Raw genomic sequence first — 19,698 nt, forward strand, 5'->3', positions numbered from 1 at the left:
GCCCGGCCGCCGTTCAGGGCCGCAGGCGCGGGGCCTCGTCGTCCGGGGTGTCGGGGCTCGTGAAGTGGAAGGGGACGCCCAGGTACTCGGCGAGGGCGGTACCCGCGCGGGTGGCGGCCGCGGCCGAGGGATGGAGGCCGCCGGTGTCGGCGTCGCCGAGGGCGCGTTGCGCCGTGCCCCAGTAGATCGTGGCGAGGCACTTCTCCCCGACCGGCTCCTCCGCGAGGGCCATCAGCTTCACGAACCAGTCGTGCACCGTGTCCCCGTCCCAGATCGCCTCGATCGCCACCACCCGGCCCGGGACGCCGTGGGCGAGGGCGGCGAGCGAGTCGAAATCGATCGGGGAGTCGGGCGTACGGGCCACCCGGTCGCCGTGGTGCTCGTAGCGCAGGGACACGATGTGCTGGGCCTCGCGCAGGCCGACGCCCCAGGCGCGGCCGGCGTCCCACACCAGCTTGACCGCGGGCAGGAGGCTGTCCTGGAGGACGTATCCGTCGGTCTGTGTGCGGATGCCCTCCGGGAGTGCCGCCCACTGGTTCTCGATGTCCCGGTCCACGCCGTCCGCCCCTCGGTTCGTCATGGCGTCATGATCGGCGGGCGGCCTTCCCCCGTCGAGGGGATTTCGACGGTCCGGGCGGCCGGTCAGAGGTACTGGGCGAACTCGTCCAGGGTGCGCAGGACTTCCGGCTTCGACGCCGACGGGAGCTGGAGGACGACCTCCTCGATGCCGAGGTCGGCGTAGTGGCTCATCTTGCCGGGGGTGGGCCGGACGGCGTACGGGACCACCTGGAGGGACTTCGGGTCACGTCCGGCGGTCTCCCAGATCTGGCGCAGCACCGGGAGGGACTCGCCGAGGCCGCCGCCGCCGATGGGGAGCCAGCCGTCGGCGTGGTCGGCGATCGCGGCGAACAGCTTGGGGCCGGCGGCGCCGCCGATCAGGGTGCGCGGGCCGTACAGGGGGGCGCCGGGGCCGAGTTCGCGCGCGGCCTGGACCGGCTTCGGGTAGGCGGTGCTGGCCTGTACGGAGCAGTACTGGCCTACGTACGCGGTGGGCTCGGGGGACCACAGGGCGCGCATCAGCGCCATCCGGTCGCGGACCAGGTCACGGCGGGTGCGCCACTCGACGCCGTGGTCGGCGGCCTCCTCGACGTTCCAGCCGTAGCCGATGCCGAGGGTGAAGCGGCCGTGGGAGAGGTGGTCCAGGGTGGCGACCTGCTTCGCGAGGTCGATCGGGTCGTGCTGGGCGACCAGGGTGATGCCGGTGCCGAGGTGCAGCCGCTCGGTGACGGCGGCGGCCTGGCCGAGGGCGACGAAGGGGTCGAGGGTGCGCCCGTACATCTCGGGGAGTTCGCCGCCCATGGGAGCGGCGGTCTCACGGCTGACCGGGATGTGGGTGTGCTCCGGGAGGTAGAGGCCGGAGAAGCCGCGCTCTTCGAGGCTGTGGGCCAGCCGGACGGGGGAGACGGTGCGGTCGGTGAGGAAGATGGTCGTGGCGATCCGCATGTGTTCTGGCACCTCCGAGACGTGGGACCCGCCACGGTACGGGCTGGACCCGCGAATGTTGAAGGGGCGTCAGGTGCCGGGGGCGCGGTTCAGCCGCGCGGGTAGCGGGCCAGCCAGCCGGGGGAGGCGGTGGTGGAACTGTGCAGGCTCGGCCCCTGCGTCATCTCCAGGGCGAAGTCGTCGGCGAGTTCCAGCAGCGCGGCACGGCCTTCGAGTTCGGCGAGCCAGGCGGCCGGAAGGGCCGTCTCGCCGTGCAGGGCGCCGAGCAGGGCCCCGCACAGGGCGCCGGCGGCGATGGAGTCGCCGCCGTGGTTGACGGCGAGGCGCAGGCCCTGCGGGACGTCCTCGGCGACCAGGGCACAGTAGACGGCGGCGGCGAGGGCGTCGGCGGCATCGCATCCGTCTCCCGCCTCGTCGGCGGCGAGGGCCTCGACGGCGTCGGGGCCGGGCGAGCCCTGGGTGACGGCGGCCAGGGCGCGCTGGAGGGCGTCCGTGACGGGCCGGTGGCCGGGGCGAGCGCCGAGCAGGCCCAGGGCGCGCTGGACGGCGGCGTCGAGGGAGTCGCCGCGGATCAGGCCGTGGACGATGACGGCGACGGCTCCGGCCGACAGGTGGGCGGTGGGGTGGCCGTGGCTCTGCGCGGCGCATTCCACGGAGAGTTGGAGGACGAGGGTGGGCTCCCAGCCGACCAGCAGGCCGAAGGGGGCCGAGCGGGCGGCGGCGGCCGCGTCGCGGGCGGTGGGGTTCTTCGGCTGGTCGAGGGTGCCGAGGACGTCGTCGGCGAAGCCGGTCAGGCAGGCGCGGTGCGGGGCGCGGCGGGCGTAGAGCCATTCCTCCCGCGCGAGCCAGCCGTTGTCCTTGCGGCGCTCGTCGGGGCCCCAGTCGTGCTGGGTGGCGGCCCAGCGCAGGTACGCGCGGTGCAGGTCGGTGGGCGGGTGCCAGGCGCCGGTGTCGCGGCGTACGTGGGCCCGTATCAGCCCGTCCACGGTGAAGAGCGTGAGCTGGGTGGCGGCGGTGACCCGGCCGCGGCGCCCGAGGGCGGGGGCCGGACCGGTCAGCCCGTCCGGGCCGTGGGCCTCGCGCAGGGCGGCGAGGGAGAGGCCGGCGGCGGGTGCGCCGAGGGCGTCGCCGAGGGCGGAGCCGAGGAGGGTGCCGCGGATCCGGCCGCGGAAGTCCTGCTGCTCGACCCGGCCCCAGAGGCCGGTGGCGATGCCGCGGCCGAGCGTGCGGTTCGCCCCGGCGGGGGCGGGGGTGCGGGTGCCGGTGCCGTCCGCGACGCCGGCCGCACGCCCCGGACCGCCGGCCACAGGGCCGTGGTCGACCGCGCCGGTCGCCCGTCCGTGGCCACCCGCCGACCCGGTGGCACCTGCGGGGCCTCGGCCGCCTGCGGGGGCGCCGGGGGCGGGGGCGGGGGCGTGCAGGGAGAGGGCGGGGGCGCCGAGGGCCGGGTTCTCACCCGGGCCGGGAGTGGCCGACGCATCGGCACCGCCGGCGGTGGTTGCGGGGCCGGGCCCACCCGGGACCGGGCCGGGGCCCGTGCTGCCGCTCGTGTCGTTCGTAGCGTTCATTGCGTCCATCCCCGGCACCGCGCCCCCCGCTGACCAGTCCACTCGATGCCCGGCGTCCCTACCCGTACCCGCCACGCACGCGAACCCGCACTGTAGTGGACAGGATCGGTCGAAACCGGAAGTGGTCGGCCACCGGACTCGTAAGTGAGCGCAGATCGGCCAGAATCCGAACACTTCCGGCCGCGACCTGGGGTATGGCACGTTTTGCCAGTCGTCTTCGAGCCGGTCGTTCTCGGTCACGCCTCGTTCATCGGACGTTCTCCGCGGCCGCCCAGCCTCGGAGCCATGAAGAAGGCTCTCCTCGCCGCGACCGTCGTCGCCTCCGCCCTCGCCGCCTCCCTGGTCGCGGCCCCGCTCGCCTCCGTCCCCGCCCAGCAGGCCGCCGTCTACAAGCCGCTGCTCGACGTGCGCCCCGAGTACCTGAACGCGGGCTACGACGAGGTCCAGGCGACGTACGGCTCCTTCGACCGCTACCTGAAGGACGGGCTCGGCATCGACGCCCGCGAGCTCAAGGAGCTGAAGAAGGACCTCCTCGTCGGCTGACCCCCGACACGCGCCGCCACGGAGGGGAGCCGGCCCACCGGCCCCCCTCCGCCCGCGCTCAGTCCAGTACGGGGAGCAGCTCCGGCAGGTGCCCGTCCGAGGCGCGGGCCGTCTCCTGCCGCTCCCGCGGCACCTCCCCGTACAGCGTCGTACGGGCCTTCGCGGGCCGCCCGGCCGCCTCGGCCACGGCGATCAGGTCCTGTACCGACTTGTACGAGCCGTAACTCGACCCGGCCATCCGCGAGATGGTCTCCTCCATCAGCGTCCCGCCCAGGTCGTTCGCCCCGGACCGGAGCATCTCGGCCGCACCCTCCGCACCCAACTTCACCCAACTCGTCTGGATGTTGGGGATGTGCGGGTGCAGCAGGATCCGGGCCATCGCCGTCACCGCGCGGTTGTCGCGGACCGTCGGCCCCGGCCGTGCGATGCCGGCCAGGTACACGGGCGCGTTGGTGTGGATGAAGGGGAGCGTGACGAACTCCGTGAAACCGCCCGTCTGCTGTTGGATCCGGGACAGCGTGCGGAAGTGGCCGAGCCAGTGTCGCGGCTGGTCCACGTGCCCGTACATCATCGTGGACGAGGAGCGGATCCCGAGCTCGTGCGCGGTGGTGATGACGTCGATCCAGTCCGCCGTCGGCAGCTTGCCCTTGGTCAGCACCCAGCGGACCTCGTCGTCCAGGATCTCCGCTGCGGTGCCCGGGATCGAGTCCAGGCCGGCCTCCTTGGCCGCCGTCAGCCAGTCCCGTACGGACATCCCCGTGCGGGTCGCCCCGTTGACCACCTCCATCGGCGAGAAGGCGTGCACGTGCATGCCGGGGACCCGCTGCTTCACCGCACGCGCGATGTCGAAGTAGGCCGTCCCGGGCAGGTCCGGGTGGATGCCGCCCTGCATGCACACCTCGACCGCGCCCACGTCCCAGGCCTGCGCGGCCCGGTCGGCGACCTGGTCGAGGGAGAGGGTGTAGGCGTCGGCGTCCGTGCGGCGCTGCGCGAAGGCGCAGAAACGGCAGCCGGTGTAGCAGACGTTGGTGAAGTTGATGTTCCGCGTGACGATGTAGGTGACCTCGTCGCCCACCACCGACCTACGGAGGTCGTCGGCGATGCGGCACAGGGCGTCGAGCGCCGGCCCGTCCGCGTGCAGCAGCGCCAGTGCCTGCGCGTCCGTCAGCTTCGTCGGATCGTCGGCGGCCTGCGCGAGGGCGCCCCGTACGTCGGTGTCGATGCGCTCCGCCACCATCCCGGGCGCGGCCGCCTCCCGCAGCGCCTCCCAGTCCCCGTACACGTCGTCGAAGTCGTCGCGGCGGTCGCCGGTGCGGCCCTCGGTGTCGATGGTGGCGTGCAGGTCGGTGCGCCCGTACGCCGTGAAGCCCTCGTCTGGCTCCTGCCACGGCCGGCCCTCGACCACGGCGCTCTCGTCGGCCAGCCCGGTCTCGGCGTCGGCAAGCGCCCGTACGTGCGGCAGCAGCCGGGGGTCCAGCCACGGCTCGCCGCGCTGCAGGAACTCCGGGTAGATGGTGAGGCGTTCGCGCAGCTCGAAGCCGGCGGCGGCGGTCCGCTCGGCCAGCTCCTCGATGTGCGGCCAGGGACGCTCCGGGTTGACGTGGTCGGGGGTCAGCGGGGAGACCCCGCCCCAGTCGTCGATGCCCGCGCCGATGAGCAGCGCGTACTCGGCGTCCACCAGGTTCGGCGGGGCCTGGAGGCGGGCGCTGGGGCCCAGGATGTGCCGGGCGACGGCGATGGCGGCGGCCAGCTCCTCCAGCTCCGCGTCCGGCATGCCGCGCATGGCGGTGTCCGGCTTGGCGCGGAAGTTCTGGACGATGACCTCCTGGATGCCGTGGTAGCTGCGCTGGATCCGGCGGAGCTCGAAGAAGGCCTCGGCGCGCTCCTCGTAGGACTCGCCGATGCCGATGAGGACACCGGTGGTGAAGGGGACGTTGGAGCGCCCCGCGTCCTCCAGCACCCGCAGCCGGACGGCCGGGTCCTTGTCGGGGGAGCCGTGGTGGGGGCCGCCCGGCTCGGACCACAGACGGGTGGCGGTGGTCTCCAGCATCATGCCCATGCTCGGAGCGACCGGCTTGAGCCGCTGGAGGTCGGACCAGGACAGGACGCCGGGGTTCAGGTGCGGCAGCAGGCCGGTCTCCTCCAGGACCCGGATCGCCATGGCGCGCACGTAGGCGAGGGTGTCGTCGTAGCCGTGCGCGTCGAGCCACTCGCGGGCCTCGGGCCAGCGGTCCTCGGGGCGGTCGCCCAGGGTGAAGAGGGCCTCCTTGCAGCCCATCGCCGCGCCCTGGCGGGCGATGTCGAGGACCTCGTCGGGGGACAGGTACATCCCGTGGCCGCTCTTGCGGAGCTTTCCGGGGACGGTGACGAAGGTGCAGTAGTGGCACCGGTCGCGACAGAGACGGGTGAGGGGGATGAAGACCTTGCGGGAGTAGGTGATGACACCGGGCCGCCCGGCGGCGGCGAGCCCGGCGTCCCTCACCCGTGCGGCGGAGGCGGCGAGGTCCTTCAGGTTCTCGCCGCGCGCCTGGAGGAGTACGGCCGCCTCGGTCGCGTCGAGCGCGACGCCGTCGCGGGCCCGCCGGAGCGCGCGGCGCATCGCGTTTTCGGTCGGAGCGTCACTCGGAGTGGTCATGGGCCGAGCATACGATCCGGTGATCCGGGGGTGGAGTGGGTCACCGCATCAGCTCACCGGCGTTGACCAGCAGAGACTGGCCGGTTACCGCCCGAGCCCGGTCGGAGGCGAGGAAGGCGACGGAGTCGGCGACGTCCCCGTCGGTGGCCAGATCGGGCAGCGCCATCCGCTGGGTGAGGCGGGCGTGCACCTCGGCCTCGGGGACGTTCTCGGTGTGGGCGGTGAAGGTGACGAAGGCCTGCACGGGCGGCCCCCACATCCAGCCGGGCAGCACGGTGTTGACGCGGATCCGGTGCGGGCCGAGCTCGCGGGCCATGGAGTACATGGCCGAGGTCAGGGCCCCCTTGGAGGCGGCGTAGGCGGCTTGCTGCACCTCGTTGGGCGCGGCGACCGCCGACTGCGTTCCGATGATCACCACGGAGCCGCCGCGCTCCTTGAGCGCGGGCACACAGGCCCGGGTCATCTTCAGCGTCCCCAGCAGGTTGACGTCGACGATCTGCTGCCAGGTGCCGAAGTCGGCGTCCTGGAGGCCCCCGAAGTACGAGTCCCAGGCGGCGACGTGCACGACGGCGTCGATCCGGCCGAAGCGCGTGAGCGCGAGCTCGGCGAGGGCCGCGCACTGGGCCTCGTCGGTGATGTCGGTGGCCCGGTAGGCGGTGTGGGCACCGTCGGGGTCGATCTCGGCGGCGGATTTGGCGAGATTCGCCTCGGTCCGCGCCCCGAGCACGGCGTTCCCACCGTCGCGCACGACGGTGGCGGCCACCTGATGCCCGAGCCCGGCCCCGACCCCGGAGACGACGACGGTCTTCCCTTGCAGCAGCATGACGGACCTCCGGGCGCGGTTGATCTGACGGTGCGTCAGGCTACGGCGCGGGCGCGGCGGTGTGAAGGGGCAGGGACCCGGTGAGTGGCGGAGGCCGCCAGGCGACCGCCGGGGCGGGTGCGGCGCTCTCGTCAGTTCCCGGTGCCGCCGATCCGCGCGAGCGTCTCGTCGGTCGGCGAACCTCTCCGGCCGCACCTCACCGCACCTCACCTCGTCCGGGGCGCCTTGGCGGTCAGTTGCGGTCGGCGAGCAGCGCCCGCACGCGCGCGTTGCCGTCGCGGTGCAGGTGATCGGCCAGCACCTGCCCGGCCGGCCCCTTGGCCCGGTGCGCCGCGGCGACGGCGAAGGCCATGGCGCGATCCGACGGGGCGGCCCGCAGGATCCGCAGGACGAGTTCCACGGCGAGATCCTCGTCCACGAGGACGACCGAGTTGGCGAGTTCGACGAGTTGGGTCGACAACTCGAACCGGTATCGAACCCCGGCCGTGATGGACCCGAGCCCTCGGCCGATGACGTCACGGATGTCAGGAAGGCAGGCCCGCACCGCGGCTTCGTCCAGATGGTCCCCGAGCCTCTCCTCGAAGTACTCGCGGTCGGCTATCCGTATCAGCGACCGGAAGGTCTCCACCAGGAGCGCGGAGGACCCCTTCTCCTCGGCCGGCTCCCGACTGTCCGCCGCGGCCACCGAGAACTGCCCGTAGCTCCTGTCCACGGAGAACTTGCGGTCGATGAGGAGGTTGTACCAAGGCGTGGCCCGTGGGTCCAAGGTCGCCTCCCGGACGGCCTGGTACCCCACCGGCTCCCCCCAGGCGACGAGGGTCAGGCAGGCCAGGTACCTCTCGTGGTCCGCCGCCGTCGGATCACCGAGCAGGGAGACGAGCCCGGGCACGCGCTCCCGATGCTCGGCATGTTCGTAGCCGCCGTAGATGACGTCATCTATGTCATCGGTCGGCTGCCCTTCGAAGTCCGTCCCGAGCAACTCCTCGAACCGCGTCACGCCCCGTGCCCCCATCCTGTTGCCCTGAACTCGCTCAGAGCGGCCTCGTAATCGTCTCGGACGCCATCATGAGCGGGCAGCGCTTCCAGGGTGTCATCGGCCAGTTCCTCCGCGGCGCGGAGCACGGTGGCAGCCAGTGCGGCGCGGCTGACCACTGCCAACTTTCCTGATGTCGATGTCACGCTGATTCCCGCCTTCGTCGACCTGAAGGTCAATCGGAAGGAGCTGTCGACGCCCACGCAGGACGCGGTAGTGCTTCGCCCCTGCATGAGGCCGCGCAGGGAATCGAGGAGCAGGACGACGGAGAGATGGATCACCATCCCCTGATCGGGCACGTGCCCCACGGATGTCGCCTTGCCGGACTCCCCACTCCAGAGCATGTCTCCGAGATCGAAACCGCTGGGATCCGCCTGGTCGGGTCGGAGGGTGAACTTCACGATCACGACTCGCGGCTTCCCTCCTGAGAGGGATCGGTCAGGAATGCGCGGTCGCGCAGTACGCGGGCGATGTCGGCGTCCGTCGTGAGTGCGCTCAGCCGGGGAGGGGTCCGCGAGTCGTCCGGCACGACGGCGTGGAGGCGGTCTCCGACCTATGGAGGGGGTACGTCCGACGACCACCGGGACGGATGCTTGACCTGGTCGACGAACCCGGCGATGCCCTCGGCGTCGACCTGCGATCCGGCGGCGGATTCGCCCGGATCGGCTGCGCCGGCGTGTCCCGTCCCTGCGCCGAGGAGTCGGGGGCTCAGCATGGAAGGTCGTCACAGAACGGAACCATGCCGGGCCCCCAGTCGAAGCGGAACTTCCGGTGTGACCGGTCGAAGCTGACCGAGATTCCGCAGGGGGGCGTGTTCAGACGTTGGTGCACCCACCCGTCGATCGCCAGGGCTGCCACCTCCGACTGGTAGTCGGCACCCGGGTAGGTGAAGGAATCGACGACGACGAGGAGGTGTCCTCCACCGTTGAGTGAAAGCTCTGCAGAGTGGAGTGAAAGTCCGAACGACAGCCATGCGGCGTCCTTCCAGTAGATGTGGCCTGCTGGAAGGCGCAAGTGCAGGAGCTGGTCTATCCGGATGGCTCTCGACGGTGTGGACCCGGATTCTTCCGTGTGTGCCGAAAGATCGGCGGCGAGGCCGATTCCGCCCTTCATGTACCTGTACTTGTACTGCATCCCACTCCTCGGAATCGTCCTCGGCGCCCAGCACCGTGTGGAATTCATGATCCGGGCAGCCTTCCGGCGCGGACCCCGAGGGATCGGACCAGGTGTGGGGGTTCGAGACGTACATGGCCGGGTTGGGGGCCGGGGTGATGGTCCTGTGCGGGTTCGCGTTCGCGTCGACGGCCGATCCGCTTCGGGAGATGATCGGAGATGACCCCGCGGTACGAGGCGAGGACGTGAGGGCATGGCACTCCCGGATTCTTCCGGCCCGCCCCGGCGGGCTCGGCTGTGGGCCCTGCTGGCGTTGGGCTGCGCCGTGCTCGCGGCCGTGACGTTGGTGGCCGAGGGCATCGTCGGGGGGCTGCTCGTCCTCGTCGTCGGGATCGCCGGGGCGGCGCTCACGGCCATGGGGACCTGGTGGGTGGTGTCCCACCGCGGGGCCGTCCGGCTGGTCGGCGCCCTGCTGGCGGTGGGCGCGCCCGTGGCCATCCTGCTCATCTACGCCCAGGCCGATCTGTGGCCCACGGCGCTGCTCGCCATCGCGCTGTGGGCGGCCGCCGTGGCCTGTGCGCGGACCGCGCTGCGCGCCGCGCGCCGGCCCGACGGGATGCGTGCCGTGGTACGGGCCGACGCCCCCCGGAGCCCGGTGCTGATCATGAATCCGAAGTCCGGCGGCGGGAAGGTCGGCCGCTTCGGCCTCGTCGAGAAGGGCGAGGCGCTCGGCGCCCGGGTGGTGCTGCTGGATCCGGAGGTCGTCACGGACGTCGCCGCCCTCGCCCGGCAGGCGGTGGCCGACGGGGCGGACCTGCTCGGGGTGGCCGGCGGCGACGGCACCCAGGCCCGGGTGGCCGAGGTGGCCGCCGAGTACGACCTGCCCTTCCTCGTGATCTCCGCCGGCACCCGGAACCACTTCGCCATGGACCTCGGGCTGGACCGCGAGGACCCGGCCCGGTGCCTGGACGCGCTGACCGACGGGGAGGAGCTCAGGGTCGACCTGGGGGTCGTGGGCGGCCACGCCTTCGTCAACACGGCCTCGTTCGGCGTCTACGCGGAGATCGTGCAGCGACCGGAGTACCGGGACGCCAAGGCGGACTCGGCCCTGGCCGCACTGCCCGACCTCCTCCTCGGGTACGCCGGCACCACCCTCGACGCGGTGACCGACGAGGAACGGCTGGAGGCCCAACAGGCACTGCTGGTCAGCAACAACCCCTACACGTCCTCCGAACCGATGGGCGCCCGCAGGGCCCGCCTCGACCGCGGGGAGCTGGGCGTCCTCGGCATCCGGGTGAACAACGCGGCCCAGGCGGCCGACGTCGCGCTGCGCGGAGCCAGGGCGGCGGGCCTCCACGTGCTCACCTCCCGCCAGGTCGTCATCGCATCGGCCGCGGAACGCATCGCCGTCGCCGTGGACGGCGAGGCGCTGACCATGCCCACACCCGTGACCTGCTCCGTCCGCCCCGGCGCACTGCGCGTACTGGTGCCCAGGGTCCGCCCCGGAGCCCCGGCGGCCGCCCCGCCCATGCAGTGGAGCGAGGTCCTGGCCCTGGCCTTCGACCGGCCCGGGGCCGGCGCGGCCGGCTGAAGTCCGGGATGCCTGCCCGGGAGCCTGCCCGGGATGCCCGACCTCCGGGGCGGCCTCACAATGGGCCTTACCCGGTGCTCGTAGCGGGCGGATTGGAGACATCCGTGAAGGACCTCAAGTTCGAGCAGAAGAGTTCTCTTTCCCGCCTCGAGGCCGCCGATCAGCTCTCGGCGCTCGCGGAGGCGCTGCGCCACGGCGGCAACGCCGAACTGGAGCTCGGCCCCGGGAAGATGAGCCTGCGCGTCCCCGACGAGCTCCGAACCGAGATCGAGGTCGAGGTCGGGGACGGGGAGATCGAGATGGAGATCGAACTCAAGTGGCCCACCAGGCAGGCCGGGGCCGCGTGACAGTGCCTTCGGACGGCCCGGAGTCGGCTCCGGACGGCCCGGAGACGGTCCCGGACGGCCCGGAGACGGTCCCGGAGACCGTCCCGGAGCGGGAGGCCGGGCGCGGCGACTACAGCGGCGCCGTCTACGGTTCCCTGCTCGCCGCCTCCGTCGTGGTCGGGGCCGGGACGCTCGGCAAGTTCCCGCGGCTGGAACTCGTCGCGCTGCTCCTCGGCACCGGCGTGGTGTTCTGGGCCGCGCACGTCTTCGCCAGCCTCTTCGGGGCCCGCATGGCGCACCACCTGAGCTGGCACGTGATCCGCAGTACGGCCAAGGAGGAGCGCCCGATCATCAAGGCGGCCGTCCCACCGGCCGTCGCCGCGGGCGTCGCCCCGTGGCTCGGCCTGGGGCCCCAAGGCATCGCCTGGCTGGCGCTCGCGGTCGCCCTGATCGGCCAGGTCGGCTGGGCCACCGTGGCCGCCAGCCGCGCCGGCGCCTCGCGCCGGATGATGCTGCTGGCCGGCGCGATCAACCTTTGCCTCGGGCTGCTCATCGTGCTGCTCAAGGTCGCCCTCCAGCACTGAAGGGCGACCTCGAGCCTTGCGCTACTTTCCTCCGTACTCCGCCAGCGCCGCGCACAGCCGGCCGACGCCCTCGGTGATCTCGGTCGGCGTGTGCGTCGTGAAGGAGAGGCGCAGGGTGCGGGGATCCGGGGCGGCGGCGTAGAAGGGGGCGCCCGGGACGAAGGCGACGCCGTGCGTGACGGCTGTCCTGAGCAGGTCCGTCGCGTCGTGGTCCGCCGGCAGGCGGGCCCAGAGGAACATGCCGCCCGCGGGCAGGTTCCACGCGCAGTCGCCCGGCAGGCTCCGGGCCAGGGCGCCGTGCAGGGCGTCGCGGCGCTCCCGGTAGGCCGTCCGGACCGCGGCTATGTGCGCGTCGAGGTCGACGGCCGCGAGGTAGTGCGCCGCGGCCAGCTGGTCGACGGTGGAGGTGTGGAGGTCCGCCGCCTGCTTGGCGACCACCGCGGCCCGCCGCAGCGCCGCCGGGGCCCGGAGCCAGCCGAGGCGCAGCCCGGGGGCCATGACCTTCGAGAAGCTGCCGAGCAGGGCCGTACGGTCCTCCGCCCCCGGGTGCGCGGCGAGCCACGGGACGTCGCGGCCCTCGTAGCGCAGTTCCCCGTACGGGTCGTCCTCCACCAGCCACAGCCCCAGCCGGGCCGCGGTCTGCGCGACCGCCGCGCGGCGGTCGCGCGGGAGGGTGCGTCCCGTCGGGTTCTGGAAGGTCGGGACGGTGTACAGCAGCTTCGGCCGCTCGCGCGCGACGACGTCCGCCAGTGCGTCCGGGAGGATGCCCTCCGCGTCGCAGGGCACGGTCACCACCCGGGCCCCCGCCAGGCGGAAGCACTGGAGGGCCGCGAGGTAGGTGGGGTTCTCGACCAGCACCACGTCGCCGGGTTCGACGAGGGTGGCGGTGATGAGCGTCAGGGCCTGCTGGGAGCCCGAGGTGATCAGCACGTCGTCCGGGCCGGTCGGCAGCCCGCGCGCGGTCGCCCGGACGGCGACCGCCTCGCGGAGCTCGGGTGCGCCCTCGGTGGTCGAGTACTGGAGCGCGCGCCGCGCGGACCCCGCGAAGGCGGCGTCGTACGCGGCCCGCAGGCCCTCGGTGTCGAACAGTTCGGGCGCGGGGAGGCCGCCGGCGAGGGAGATGATCCCGGGGCGTTCGGTGAGCGCGAGGATCTCGCGTACGGGGGACCCCGCCACGGAGGCGGCGCGGGCGGCGAACGCGGGCCGGGGCGCGGTGGCGGTGGCGGGGGAGGGCGCGGCGGCGGAGGCGGGCACGGCGGCAGGCACGGGCAGCTCCTTCAGGAGGCGGGTGCGCGCATCGTAACGATGGACAGTTGTAGACAGCATGTATGTATCAGGGGGCGGACCGGCCGCCGAGGACCCCCGACCCCTCCCCATCTGACGCCGCATCAGCTAGACCGTTCCCATGACGACAGGAGAGCAGGACCCGCAGCAGGACACCCGCGTCGAGGACTACGCCGAACTCGCGGCCGTCGGCCCCTACGGCGTCCACCCCGGCCATGCGCTGATCACCATGGTGGAACCGCACCCGGGCCACGAGTACGCGTACAACCGCTGGTACGAGGACGACCACTACTACGCCGGCGCCATGGCCATGCCCTGGATGTACGCGGGCCGCCGCTGGGTGGCCACCCGCGAACTGCAGGAGCTGCGCTACCCGGAGAAGTCGGCCGTCGCCCAGCCCGTCACCGCGGGCTGCTACATATCGACGTACTGGGTCACCCAGGGCCGCTACGACGAGCACATGAAGTGGACCGTCGGCATCAACAAACGCCTCAACCGCGACGGGCGGGTCCACCAGGACCGCACCCACGTCTTCACGTCCTTCCAGGACCACGCGGCCACCGTCTACCGCGACGGCGCCGCGGGCCCGCGGGACTTCCACGCCCTGGACCACCCGTACGAGGGTCTCGTCGTCCAGGTCGTCGACGCCGACGGGCCGGAGCGGCGGGCCGAGTTGCTGGAGTGGCTGCGCTCGCGCGCCCTGCCGAAGCGGCTGCACGGCGGTCCGGCCGCGATGGTGACGGTCTTCCGTCCCACCCCGCTGCCGGGTGACCGGATGACGTACGTCAAGCAGGTGGAGGGCGTCGACACCCGCCTCACGCTGCTGTGGTTCCTCCAGCAGGACCCCCGCACCTGCTGGGACCGTTTCCAGGGGCTGGACGCGGAGGTCGCGGAGGCGGGGTTGGGGCGGGTGGAGCTGGTGGCGCCGTTCATCCCGACGGTGCCGGGGACCGACCGGTACGTCGATCAGCTGCGCTGAGGGAGCCGTCGCGGCCCGGGGCATGGCCGAGCCCCCTCGGCCAAGACGGCGGGTCGGTCGAGAGGGCTCCAGTCAGTGACGCGGATGCTGCGTGTGGTGCAGGTGTTGCGGTTGATGCATGTGGTGCGTGTGGTGGAACAGCCGGGCCCGCTGGTGTCGAACGCGGGGACCGAACGATGGGGACGGCGAGAACGGTTGGGACGCGCCGTGATGTTCAGGCGAGGCGTCCCAGCCGGCCTTCGGTGACGCCGGTGACGAACGAGGTCCAGGAGTCGGGCGCGAAGGTGAGGGACGGTCCGTCCTGCGCCTTCGAGTCGCGGACGGCGATGGCCTCCATGACAGGAGACTTGACCTCGACGCAGGCGCCGTTGGCGGAGTAGGAGGACTTGATCCAGTTGGCCGTGGCGCCCTGACGAATAGCCATGTTTCTCTCCGGTGAGCGAGTAGTTCCGGTAGTGCCGGTGTCCTGTCGGCCAATTTCCCGACCGACCTGATCGACGCTACCGGCAGCTCCTGACGGGTGAAGGGACCATTCACCCGACCGGGTGGCATATTCCATTCAAGCCTTTGTGGCTGGGGAGTGACGGTGTACGGTACCGACCCGCTTGCCACGCGCACGGTGGATCTCGGTCGTATCCCGTCCCTATGCGCCCTTGTCGGCATATTGGTCGATGATCCCCGAGATGAAGTCCCGGGTCTGGTCGACATTGAGCGCCTGCGCACGCAGGTGCTCGTACATCACGCTGTACTTCTGGACGTCGTTGGCCTTCTCCAGGTACAGGTCGCTCGTCACGCCCTCGATGTAGACGACGGTCGAGTCGGACGCGTCCGGGAACTCCAGGATCGCGTACTGGCCGTTCACGCCGGGGTGCGCGCCCAGCTCGAAGGGCATCACCTGCACCGTGACGTGCGGCTGCTCCGACTGCTCTATCAAGTATTCGAGCTGCCGGATCATCAGCTGGGCATCGCCCACGCGCCGGCGCAGTGCGGCCTCGTCGATCACCGCCCACAGGCGCAGCGGACCGAGGTCCGGGTTGTTGTTCTCCGTCTCGGAGAGCCGCTTCTGGCGGTGCATCCGGACCTGGACGCGCTTGTCGACGTCGGCCGGGGCGGTCTCCGGCCACGCGCCGCGGACGAGGGACTGGGCGTACTCCGTCGTCTGGAGCAGCCCCGGGATCACCAGGGGCTCGTACGTGCGCAGGCTGGCGGCGTCCGTCTCCAGGCCGATGTAGACGCTGTACGGGATGTCACCGAAGGCGTGCCACCAGCCCTGCTGGCGGGAGTCCTTGGCCATCTGCATGAGCGAGTCGATGAGGCGGCGGTCCTCGACCTCGTAGACGTCGCACAGGTCGCGGACATCGCGCTGGCTGATGGAGCGGCGGCCGTTCTCCAGGCGGCTGATCTTCGACTGGGAGACGAGGAGGCGCTCGGCGACCTGTTCGGCCGTCATGCCCTTGTCCTCGCGGAGCTTGCGCAACTCCATGCCCAGTCGGCGGCGTCGGACGGTGGGATTGACATTGGACGCCACGTGAACGGCACCTCCGCCTTCTTCTGTCGTTGCAGCTGTCTCTCTGCGTATCTGGTCTTGAGCAGACTGCCACCGAAGCGGGCGGCGCCGCTGGGGAACGCCGGGAAACACAGACGCGCGGGGTGGCGGGGTCGGCGAACCGGCCCCGCCACCCCGCGCGCTGGCGGCTCCCGAACCGACCGGGTCCTCGCGGACGTCGGTCTGGGCGGTGGCGTTGCGATGGTGGTGCGATGAAGCGGGTGATCGGGTGGAACGGGGTGGATCAGTGCGCGGCCGCGCGGGCCATCGCGCCCGTCCGGCGCGGCTGCAGCGGAACGCTGCTCGCCGTGGCCCGGGCCGGCGGTGCGGGTGCGCGGTCACGGCGTGGCTGTGCGGCCACACCGTTCTGGACGTCCATCACGGCATGCGCCACGAGTCCGCCCATCGGGTCGTGCCGGATCAGGTCCCGCAGTCGGGACCTGGACGACCGCCCCTCGTTGCCGGGGTACAGGTGCTTGCCGAGTCCGACCGCGTGGGCCAGTGCGGCGAGCGCCGCGGTCCGCGGGTCCGGCGGTACGCCGGTGCGGATCGCACTGTCGAGCCGGGCTCGGATCTCCCGGCTGATCTCCGTGTCCGTCGCCTGGTAGCGAGTCGTCGGAAGCACTCCGCACATCTGTCCCGCGACGGCATGGACCATGCCGCAACGCTCCAGATGAGCGAGGTAAATCTGGCGGAGCCCCAGCCGGGGTCCACCGATCCAGTGGACGGCCCGTACCGGGCTGCCGCGCCTGCGCAGCAGTTCCAGTGCGGAGTCCAGAGTCGGATCTCCTGTCGGCCGTGGCATCACCACGGCGATACGATCCCCATCAGGGGCTATCCGTCCTGCCAGAGCCAGCTCCACTAGCTGTGCCCCGGCCAGGCCGAGGTCGAGCGACTGCGGCTGCGCCGTGGTACCCGTGGCCGGGTCCAAGGCGAGCAGCAGAAGCTCCTCCGGAATTGTTCTGCGGCTCCTGCCCATCCATGCCTCCCCGCGTGGATGAGTGACAGGGTGACGCCTCTCACATTCATCTGTCGAGAGCGCGTGGCCGCTTTGTGGGGGAACCCGCAGCTATGTCGTTCTCGTCTCGCACGGGGGCGATGCTCCCGAGACGGGACACTGTTAGACATTCGGACAGCCGGACGTGGCGGCGATGGAGGAGGAACGGTGGCGGGCGAGTCCCCCGACAAGTCGGTAGATGAAGGAGCGCCGGGGGCGGCGGAGTCGTCCGCGGAGCGTGATCCGAGGCTGTCGGTGTTCCGGCCGCGGGATCCCGAGAGCGGCGGGGCCGCGGCTGCTGCCGGTGCCGGTGCCGGTGTCGATGTCCAGACCGACGTCGAAGCCGAAGCCGACGTCGAAGCCGACGTCGAAGCCGAAGCCGAGTCCGAGGCCGGCGCCGACTCCGACTCCGACGTCGAAGCCGAAGTCGAGTCCGAGGCCGACTCTGCATCCGACTCCGACTCCGACTCCGAAGTCGAGTCCGAGGCCGGCGCCGACTCCGCATCCGACTCCGAAGCCGGAGCCGAATCCGGAACCGGCGAGCGGGACCCGCTGCGGGACGCGGTGGCGGCGTGGGTCGCCTCCGCCGACGACACCGATGCCGCCGATTCCGACGACGACGCAGCAGCGGGCGAAGCCGAGGATTCCGCTTCAGCGGACGACACGGCGGGCGCGGCCGAGCCCGAGGCCGACGGGTCCGGTGCGCCGGATGCCCGTACCGAAGCGGCCGACTCCGACGCCGGCGCCGACTCCGCCTCCGCCGTCGAAGCCGAAGTCGAGTCCGAGGCCGGCTCTGCATCCGACTCCGACTCCGACTCCGAAGTCGAGTCCGAGGCCGGCGCCCCCGACTCCGCCTCCGATTCAGATTCCGTTTCGGGATCCTCCGATGCCCCGGCTCCGGTCGTCGAGGCGAAGCCCGCGGCCGAGAAGCCGAAGGCGGAGGAGCCCGCGGACAGCGAGCGCACCGCTGTGTTCAGGGCATTCACGCCCGCCAAGGCCAAGCCCGCAGCCGAGAAGCCGAAGGCCGAAGAGGCCGATCAGGCTGCGGACAGTGAGCGCACTGCCGTGTTCCGCGCCTTCAAGTCGGATTCCGTTTCGACTCCCGCCGCGGAGCGACCCACGCCCGCGGCCGAGAAGCCGAAGGCCGATGAGCCGGCGGACAGCGAGCGCACCGCCGTGTTCCGCGCCGTGAAGCCCGGTTCCGCTTCGGCTCCCGCCGCGGAGGCGAAGCCGGCCGCCGCGGCCGAGAAGCCCGTGGACAGCGAGCGCACCGCGGTCTTCCGCGTCCCGAAGGTGGACGCGGCCGAGGCGGAGGCCCCGAAGCAGGCCCCCGCCAAGCCGCTGACCCTGGCCAAGCCGAACGAGGCCCGGGCCGTCGCCAAGCCCGCCGAGCCCAAGCCCGCCGAGCCCAAGCCCGCCGAGCCCAAGCCGACCGCCGCCAAGCCGACCGAGGCCAAGCCGACCGCCGCCAAGCCGACCGCCGCCAAGCCGACCGCCGCCAAGCCGACCGAGGCCAAGCCCGCCGCCGAGGCGCCCAAGGGCAGCACCTTCGTACCGCTGCGTCCGGAGGGCATCGCGCCGACGCCCGCGGCCGGGCAGCGGCCGAAGGCTCCGGTTCCGCCGGCCACCGCGCGGTTCGACCACTCCGAGCGGACCACGCAGCAGCCACTGCCGCCCAAGCCGCCGCTCGACATGCTGGCGGACCTCACGAACAACCCGCCCCCGCCGCCGAGCCCGATGCGCACCGCCGTCCGGCGGGTCAAGATCTACGCGCCGCTCGTCGTGCTGCTGGCGGTCATCCTGGCCGTCGTGCAGCTGGTGCGCCCGTTGCCCGAGCCGACGCTCGTCATGACGGCGAAGTCCTCGTACACCTTCGAGGGCGCCAATCCCCAGCTGCCGTGGCCCACCGAGGGCCAGGCGTACATGGCGGCCGCCGGTCTCGGCACGCTCGGGCAGTCCGGCGAGCAGAAGCCGGTGCCGATCGCGAGCGTCACCAAGTCGATGACGGCGTACATCATCCTGCGCGACCACCCCATCAAGAAGGGTGAACAGGGCGCGATGATCGACATCGACAAGACGGCCGAGACCGAGGGCAAGAAGAACAACTCGACCGACAACGAGTCCACCCTCGACACGGTCACGGAGGGCGACAAGATCACGGAGTACGACGCGATCGCCGCCCTCATGATCCCGTCGGCCAACAACATCGCGCGGCTGCTCGCGCGCTGGGACTCCGGTTCCCAGGAGGCGTTCGTCAAGAAGATGAACGACACCGCCAAGGAACTCGGCATGACCAACACCACGTACACGGACCCCTCGGGCCTGGACGCGACCACGGTCAGCACCGCCGAGGACCAGGTCAAGCTGGGTCTGAAGCTCGTCGAGATCGAGACGCTGCTCGACATCACCAAGAAGCCCAACTGGGTCGACCCGTACGGCAAGAGCTGGCGGAACTGGAACGGACTGACCGGACCCTCCGGCGCGCTCGGCATCAAGACCGGTACGACGACCAAGGCGGGCGGAAACCTCCTCTTCGCCGCGCAGAAGAAGGTCGGCAACACCAACCAGCTGATCGTCGGAGCCGTCCTCGGCCAGCACAAGCCGTCGATCATCGACACCGTGCTCGCCGCGAGCAAGCAGCTGATGGTCGCCACGCAGAAGGCCCTCGACGGCGCGACCGTCGTGAAGAAGGGCGAGGTCGTGGGCTACGTCGACGACGGTCTCGGCGGCCGCACGCCGGTCGTGGCCACCGCCGACGTGCAGGCGGTCGGCTGGTCCGGGCTGACCGTCAAGGTCAAGCTCGCGGACGGCGGCGGCAAGCTGCCGCAGACCGCGACGGCCGGCACCGAGGTCGGCCTGCTGACCGTCGGCGAGGGCGCCAGCCAGGTCAAGGTGCCGGTGGCCCTGAAGACCGACCTGGCCGCGCCGGGTATCGGCAGCAAGCTGACGCGCGTCGGCTGACCTCCGGTGAGAACGTGGATCCGGCGCCCCGGGCAACCCCGGGGCGCCGGGCCGCGTCTTGGCCCCCGGGAAGTTCGTGACTCATGGGTTGGGGAGTGCGGCAGTGACCACCGCTGAGCAGCAGGGCCGGCGCCCGGAGGCCATCCCGACGGCCGACGTGCCCGAGGCGCCCGCCGCGGGCGCCGGGTCGGCCGTACTCTCCGCGCCCGCAC

At 72.1% G+C, this 19,698-nt stretch carries 18 protein-coding genes; 6 read left to right on the top strand and 12 right to left on the bottom strand.

The genetic code is table 11. The features are described from left to right. Window positions 1–13 precede the first annotated feature (13 nt). From AB8A24_RS04040 to AB8A24_RS04050, 3 genes are all read right to left on the bottom strand, one after another. Window positions 14–580, bottom strand: coding sequence for a hypothetical protein (locus AB8A24_RS04040; RefSeq protein ID WP_328962900.1), 567 nt, complete (start codon window positions 578–580; stop codon window positions 14–16). A gap of 62 nt (window positions 581–642) precedes the next feature. Then, the gene (locus AB8A24_RS04045) at window positions 643–1,503 is read right to left on the bottom strand and encodes a TIGR03619 family F420-dependent LLM class oxidoreductase (RefSeq protein WP_328962901.1); all 861 of its coding nucleotides are present in this window, start codon (window positions 1,501–1,503) and stop codon (window positions 643–645) included. Window positions 1,504–1,592: 89 nt separating this feature from the next. Further along, window positions 1,593–2,714, bottom strand: a complete 1,122-nt coding sequence (locus AB8A24_RS04050) for an ADP-ribosylglycohydrolase family protein (protein WP_328965939.1) — start codon at window positions 2,712–2,714, stop codon at window positions 1,593–1,595. Window positions 2,715–3,356: 642 nt separating this feature from the next. On the opposite strand from AB8A24_RS04050, the gene AB8A24_RS04055 reads away from it, so the two are divergent. Further along, window positions 3,357–3,614: a tyrosine-protein phosphatase gene (locus AB8A24_RS04055; RefSeq protein WP_266384339.1), complete on the top strand. Its 258-nt coding sequence runs from the start codon at window positions 3,357–3,359 to the stop codon at window positions 3,612–3,614. A 58-nt stretch (window positions 3,615–3,672) separates the two neighbouring features. Here AB8A24_RS04055 and AB8A24_RS04060 read toward each other — a convergent pair whose 3' ends face one another. The 5 genes from AB8A24_RS04060 to AB8A24_RS04080 form a co-directional block, all read right to left on the bottom strand. After that, window positions 3,673–6,249, bottom strand: coding sequence for a bifunctional FO biosynthesis protein CofGH (locus tag AB8A24_RS04060; protein WP_369474720.1), 2,577 nt, complete (start codon window positions 6,247–6,249; stop codon window positions 3,673–3,675). A 40-nt stretch (window positions 6,250–6,289) separates the two neighbouring features. Next, complete coding sequence (locus AB8A24_RS04065) at window positions 6,290–7,072, bottom strand: SDR family oxidoreductase (RefSeq protein ID WP_369474722.1); 783 nt, start codon at window positions 7,070–7,072, stop codon at window positions 6,290–6,292. A 232-nt stretch (window positions 7,073–7,304) separates the two neighbouring features. Then, on the bottom strand, window positions 7,305–8,069 hold the full coding sequence (locus tag AB8A24_RS04070) for a hypothetical protein (protein WP_369474724.1): 765 nt from the start codon (window positions 8,067–8,069) through the stop codon (window positions 7,305–7,307). Next, complete coding sequence (locus AB8A24_RS04075; RefSeq protein ID WP_369474725.1) at window positions 8,066–8,512, bottom strand: hypothetical protein; 447 nt, start codon at window positions 8,510–8,512, stop codon at window positions 8,066–8,068. The genes AB8A24_RS04070 and AB8A24_RS04075 overlap by 4 nt, the downstream gene beginning before the upstream one ends. A 301-nt stretch (window positions 8,513–8,813) precedes the next feature. Then, a complete protein-coding gene (locus AB8A24_RS04080; RefSeq protein ID WP_369474727.1) occupies window positions 8,814–9,239 on the bottom strand; it encodes a hypothetical protein in 426 nt (141 codons plus the stop codon). 232 nt (window positions 9,240–9,471) lie between these two features. Here AB8A24_RS04080 and AB8A24_RS04085 point away from each other — a divergent pair, with 232 nt between their 5' ends. The 3 genes from AB8A24_RS04085 (at window position 9,472) to AB8A24_RS04095 (ending at window position 11,719) form a co-directional block, all read left to right on the top strand. After that, window positions 9,472–10,809, top strand: coding sequence for a diacylglycerol kinase family protein (locus AB8A24_RS04085; protein WP_369474728.1), 1,338 nt, complete (start codon window positions 9,472–9,474; stop codon window positions 10,807–10,809). 104 nt (window positions 10,810–10,913) lie between these two features. Next, on the top strand, window positions 10,914–11,156 hold the full coding sequence (locus AB8A24_RS04090; protein WP_030717329.1) for an amphi-Trp domain-containing protein: 243 nt from the start codon (window positions 10,914–10,916) through the stop codon (window positions 11,154–11,156). A 134-nt stretch (window positions 11,157–11,290) separates the two neighbouring features. Further along, a complete protein-coding gene (locus tag AB8A24_RS04095) occupies window positions 11,291–11,719 on the top strand; it encodes a hypothetical protein (RefSeq protein ID WP_328965940.1) in 429 nt (142 codons plus the stop codon). 21 nt (window positions 11,720–11,740) lie between these two features. On the opposite strand, the gene AB8A24_RS04100 is transcribed toward AB8A24_RS04095, so the two are convergent. Next, window positions 11,741–12,985: a PLP-dependent aminotransferase family protein gene (locus AB8A24_RS04100; protein WP_369474730.1), complete on the bottom strand. Its 1,245-nt coding sequence runs from the start codon at window positions 12,983–12,985 to the stop codon at window positions 11,741–11,743. 139 nt (window positions 12,986–13,124) lie between these two features. On the opposite strand from AB8A24_RS04100, the gene AB8A24_RS04105 reads away from it, so the two are divergent. After that, on the top strand, window positions 13,125–13,982 hold the full coding sequence (locus AB8A24_RS04105; protein ID WP_328962914.1) for a hypothetical protein: 858 nt from the start codon (window positions 13,125–13,127) through the stop codon (window positions 13,980–13,982). A 214-nt stretch (window positions 13,983–14,196) separates the two neighbouring features. Here the strand turns inward: AB8A24_RS04105 and AB8A24_RS04110 are convergent, their stop codons facing one another. The 3 genes from AB8A24_RS04110 to AB8A24_RS04120 all read right to left on the bottom strand — a co-directional run bounded on the left by AB8A24_RS04110 (window position 14,197) and on the right by AB8A24_RS04120 (window position 16,507). Further along, window positions 14,197–14,406, bottom strand: a complete 210-nt coding sequence (locus tag AB8A24_RS04110) for a DUF397 domain-containing protein (RefSeq protein ID WP_033223778.1) — start codon at window positions 14,404–14,406, stop codon at window positions 14,197–14,199. A 219-nt stretch (window positions 14,407–14,625) separates the two neighbouring features. Then, entirely contained in the window at window positions 14,626–15,510 is an 885-nt protein-coding gene (locus tag AB8A24_RS04115) for a helix-turn-helix transcriptional regulator (protein ID WP_328962915.1), read from the bottom strand. 262 nt (window positions 15,511–15,772) lie between these two features. Continuing rightward, window positions 15,773–16,507 carry a GPP34 family phosphoprotein gene (locus AB8A24_RS04120; protein WP_030390041.1) on the bottom strand — a complete coding sequence of 245 codons (735 nt, stop codon included), beginning with the start codon at window positions 16,505–16,507 and terminating at the stop codon, window positions 15,773–15,775. Window positions 16,508–16,693: 186 nt separating this feature from the next. On the opposite strand from AB8A24_RS04120, the gene AB8A24_RS04125 reads away from it, so the two are divergent. After that, window positions 16,694–19,486 (top strand): hypothetical protein, encoded by a 2,793-nt coding sequence (locus AB8A24_RS04125; RefSeq protein ID WP_369474733.1) that lies wholly within the window; start codon window positions 16,694–16,696, stop codon window positions 19,484–19,486. Window positions 19,487–19,698: the final 212 nt, after the last annotated feature.

It is taken from the genome of Streptomyces sp. BF23-19, assembly GCF_041106355.1.
Taxonomy (GTDB): Bacteria; Actinomycetota; Actinomycetes; order Streptomycetales; family Streptomycetaceae; genus Streptomyces; species Streptomyces virginiae_A.